Consider the following 4,556-nt stretch of genomic DNA (forward strand, 5'->3'; position numbering starts at 1 on the left):
GCTCTCCGGCGCTGTGGGGGTGCTGTTCGGCCTGCTGGGCAAGCTGAACGACAAGGCGGCCATCAACGCCGCTGCCGGATATCTGGGCAGCGCGGTGTACCAGCTGTACCGCCATCTGTACCGCACCGCCGGCGCCAACGAGGCGTACTTCTCTCTGGACCCGGCCGCCTGCACCATGGGCACAGCGGAGGCGGACATGAAGCTCTCGGAGATCCAGTACACCCGGAGCCTGCGGTCCCTGGCGGCCAAAAAGGCGGCGTTCCCGGACCTGTCCAACGAGGCCCTGACCGCCGCATACCCCGGACGGTGCCAGAGCCTGACCCAGGTGCTGAGCACCGCGGATGCCCGTCTCAGCGGCCTGACGGAGAAGACCAGATGAGCTTTCAGTCTCTGGCCTTTTTCGGCTTTCTGGCCGCAGCGCTGGCGGTGTGCCTGACAGCGGGGCGGCGCAGCCCCCGAGCGGGTGCGGCGATGCTGGCGGCGGCCTCCGCGGTATTCTGCCTTCTGGGCCCCGGAGGATGGACGGTGGTGCTGGGGGGCGTTGCCTGCCTGCTGGCGGGCATCTGCGTGACAGCATGGGCTATCCGCCGGATGGCCCGGTCCGGCGGCCGCCGGACAATGGTTCTTGCCTGCGTCTATCACATCGCCATACTGGTGGGATTCAAGTATACGGAGTTCCTCACCGGCGGCGCGGTGGAGGTGGGCTGGGCTCCGCTGGGGCTGAGCTTTTTCACCTTCCAGCAGCTGTGGTTGCTGAAGGAGGTCTATACCGGGGAATATGTCCCCGCGCCGGGGGATTCCCTTCTGCTCTACGGGCTGTTTTTCCCCACCGTTACCTCCGGCCCCATCCTGCGGCCCGGAATCTTTTTCCCCCAGCTGCGGGAAAAGGGATTCCTCCATCCGGACTGGTCCGACGCCGCGGCGGGTATCTACGCCATCTGTTGTGGCACCATCAAAAAGGTGCTGCTGGCGGACGCCTTCGGCACTGTGGTGAACAACGGCTGGGTACATCTGGAAGAGCTCAGCGCTCCGGCGGCCTGGCTGGTGATTTTGGGGTATACGCTCCAGCTGTACTTTGACTTCTCCGGCTACTGCGACATCGCAGCCGGTGTGGCCCGGCTCTTCGGGCTCCGCCTGCCGATGAACTTTGACTCCCCGTATCGCAGCGCCTCTGTGACGGAATTCTGGAAGCGGTGGCACATCACGCTCACCACCTTCCTGCGGGAGTGCCTGTATTTCCCCCTGGGCGGCAGCCGCCGGGGCGCGATCCGGACGTATTGCAATATTCTCATCGTCTTCCTGGTCAGCGGCTTCTGGCACGGGGCCGGGTGGACCTTCCTGGTGTGGGGCGCCCTCCACGGCCTGGCCCAGGTGGTGGAACGGGTTTGGGGCAGGGGCCGGGACCGGCTGCCCTTTGTCCTCCGGTGGGGGCTGACCTTTCTCTTTGTCAACATCGCCTGGGTGTTCTTCCGGGCACCGGACTGTACCGGGGCCCTGGAGCTGCTGGGCCGGGCCGTCACCGGCGGCTTTGCAAAACCGGCGGCCTGGCTGCTGGAGGGCCTTTTCGCCGAGGAGACCAGCGCGGTGCAGATGCTGATTCCCGCCTTCACGCCCTGGAAAAACATCCTGCGGGTGGTGCTGCTGTATGGGGCGGGGATGGTCGCCGTCCTCTGGCCCCGGAACACCATCCGTCGGATGGAGGACTTCCGGCCTACGCTCTGGCGGGGCGCGGCCCTCACAGTGCTGACGCTTTGGTGTGTGCTGTCCTTTACCGGCGTCACCACCTTCATCTATTCCAACTTCTGAGGAGGGCCGTATGAAGCAAGCATATCGACGCTGGGTCTGCGGCCTTCTGGCGTGTATTCTGGTGCTGCTGGCGGTCTGCGGAGCCGTTGTGTACGTGGTGGATCCCTGCCTGTATTATCGGGTGCCGGACAAGTGGCAGCCGGTGCTGTTCAATGAGCGGTACCAGATGGCGGGCCTGGCGAAGAATGTGGAGGCGGACACCGTGCTGGTGGGCACCTCCATGGCGGCCAACTACCGCTCCAGCTGGATTCAGGAGACCTTCGGCACCTCCGCGGTGCGGCTCACCATCCCGGACGGGTATTACAGCGAGTTCGACCAGGTGATGAACGTCCTCTTTCGGACCCAGGAGCCGGAGCGGGTGATCTTCGGCCTGGATGTGAACACCCTGATCCGGGATGAGAGCGGTGTGACTGCGGCCATGCCGGACTATCTCTACAACGCCAATCCGCTGGATGACATCCAATATCTGCTGAACAAGGATACGCTGTATTACAGCGCCTACACCCTGCTCTCCAACCACTGGGGAGAGGGCGACACCATCGACGAGGGATTCACCTGGGACCGGAATGAGTGGTGGAACCATATCTCCGCCCTGGAGAACTATGACCGGCCGGAGATTGCGGCGGAGGAGCTGCCCGCAGATGCCTATCGGGACGATGTGGCCGCCAATCTGGCGGTGGCGGAACGGTGGGTCACAGAGCATTCGGACACGGAATTCGATTTCTTCCTGCCCCCGTACAGCATCCTCTTCTGGGACAAGGTCATTCGGGAGGGGAGGACGGAGGCGGTGTTTGCGGCCATCCGCCAGGCAGGGCAGACGCTGCTGCAGTATGACAATGTGAAGTTCTACGGCTATCTCATGGACCCGGAGATCGTCACGAATCTGGACAACTACTGCGACTATATCCACCACTCCGGCGGCGTCTGCCGGGAGATTCTCGCCATGCTTCAAAGGGAGGAGGGCCGCCTGACAGAGGAAAATCTGGAGGAGACCCTCGCCAACTGGCGGGAATTTGTGGTACACTATGACTATGACCAGTTCTGGGACGAGCGCTTCTGGATTCAGTGGAACGCAGAACATGCTGCGGCCCCATAAAGCGGCGGCCCGGGGAGGAACCCTGTGACAGGAGACTCCCAGGCGGAGCAGAGCCGCCCGGCGGCGAATGCCACATCCGGCTCCCTTGCGCCTCACCACCCCATAGAATCTCGGATTTTATGGGGCCCCCATTCCGATTGAAAGAACGGCGATGCGCGCCGGGCCCTTGATGCGGGCCTTGCGTGGACCGGCCGATGGAGGAATATCCGAATATGACAAAACAGAGCAACATCCGAAATTTCAGCATCATTGCCCATATCGACCACGGCAAGTCCACGCTGGCGGACCGGCTGCTGGAGAAGTGCAACGCCGTCTCCGCCCGGGAGATGGAGAGCCAGCTGCTAGACAACATGGACCTGGAGCGGGAGCGGGGCATCACCATCAAGGCCCGGGCCGTGCGGCTGACCTACCATGCCCAGGACGGGGAGGACTATGAACTGAATCTGATCGACACCCCGGGCCACGTGGACTTCAACTACGAGGTGTCCCGCTCTCTGGCCGCCTGCGAGGGCGCCGTGCTGGTGGTGGACTCCACCCAGGGCGTGGAGGCCCAGACCCTGGCCAACACATATCTGGCCATGGAGCACGACCTGGAGATTCTGCCTGTGTTCAACAAGATCGACCTGCCGGCGGCGGACCCCGCCAAGGCCAAGCAGGAGGTGGAGGACATCATCGGCCTGCCGGCCATGGACGCCCCGGAGATCTCCGCCAAGATGGGCACCAACATTGAGGCGGTGTTAGAGGACATTGTAAAGAACGTGCCGCCCCCCAAGGGGGACCCGGACGCGCCTCTGAAGGCGCTGATCTTCGACAGTCAGTATGACTCGTATCGGGGCGTCATCGTCTACTTCCGGGTCATGGAGGGCACCCTCCGCACGGGCCAGCAGGTGAAGATGATGGCCTCGGGAGCCACTTATCAGGTTATCGAATGCGGCCATCTGCTGCCCCTGGGCATGGAGCCCTGCGACAGCCTCCGGGCCGGCGAGGTGGGCTACTTCACCGCCTCCATCAAGAACGTGAAGGACACCCGTGTGGGCGACACCGTCACAGATGCCGCCAGCCCCACGGCCGAGGCCCTGCCCGGCTACCGGCCCGTGCAGCCCATGGTCTACTGCGGTATCTACACGGAGGACGGCTCCAAGTATCCGGACTTGCGGGACGCGCTGGAAAAGCTCCAGCTGAACGACGCCTCGTTGAGCTTTGAGCCGGAGAGCTCCGTAGCCCTGGGCTTCGGCTTCCGGTGCGGCTTTTTGGGCATGCTCCACATGGAGGTGATCCAGGAGCGGCTGGAGCGGGAGTTCGACCTGGATCTGGTGACCACCCTGCCCTCCGTCATCTACCACGTGTACAAGACCGACGGTACCATGGTCACGGTGGACAATCCCCACAACTACCCGGACCCGGCGGTGATCGAGCACGCGGAGGAGCCCTATGTCAAGGTGAACATCATCGCTCCCAACGAGTTCGTGGGCAACATCATGCCCATGTGCCAGGACCGGCGGGGGGAGTTCAAGGACATGCAGTACCTGGACACCAATCTGGTGGAGCTCCACTACCAGATGCCGCTGAACGAGATCATCTACGACTTCTTCGATGCGCTGAAGGCCAACACCAAGGGCTACGCCTCTCTGGATTATGAGCTCTCCGGCTACCG

3 protein-coding genes and 1 pseudogene are annotated in these 4,556 nt (G+C 63.3%); all 4 read left to right on the forward strand.

Going from position 1 to position 4,556, the window contains the following annotated elements; genetic code table 11:
• Positions 1 to 379: pseudogene (locus QVE23_RS10425) on the forward strand (helix-turn-helix domain-containing protein); the annotation flags it as partial.
• Positions 376 to 1,806, forward strand: coding sequence for an MBOAT family O-acyltransferase (locus QVE23_RS10430; protein ID WP_287968173.1), 1,431 nt, complete (start codon positions 376 to 378; stop codon positions 1,804 to 1,806). The pseudogene QVE23_RS10425 and the gene QVE23_RS10430, both read left to right, overlap by 4 nt.
• A 10-nt stretch (positions 1,807 to 1,816) precedes the next feature.
• Positions 1,817 to 2,902 carry a hypothetical protein gene (locus tag QVE23_RS10435; RefSeq protein WP_287968174.1) on the forward strand — a complete coding sequence of 362 codons (1,086 nt, stop codon included), beginning with the start codon at positions 1,817 to 1,819 and terminating at the stop codon, positions 2,900 to 2,902.
• Between the two features lie 212 nt (positions 2,903 to 3,114).
• Positions 3,115 to 4,556 (forward strand): translation elongation factor 4 (lepA, locus tag QVE23_RS10440; protein ID WP_287968176.1); only part of this gene is annotated, 1,442 nt, incomplete at its 3' end.

Source organism: Oscillibacter sp. KLE 1728 (assembly GCF_934833455.1).
Classification (GTDB): domain Bacteria; phylum Bacillota; class Clostridia; order Oscillospirales; family Oscillospiraceae; genus Oscillibacter; species Oscillibacter welbionis.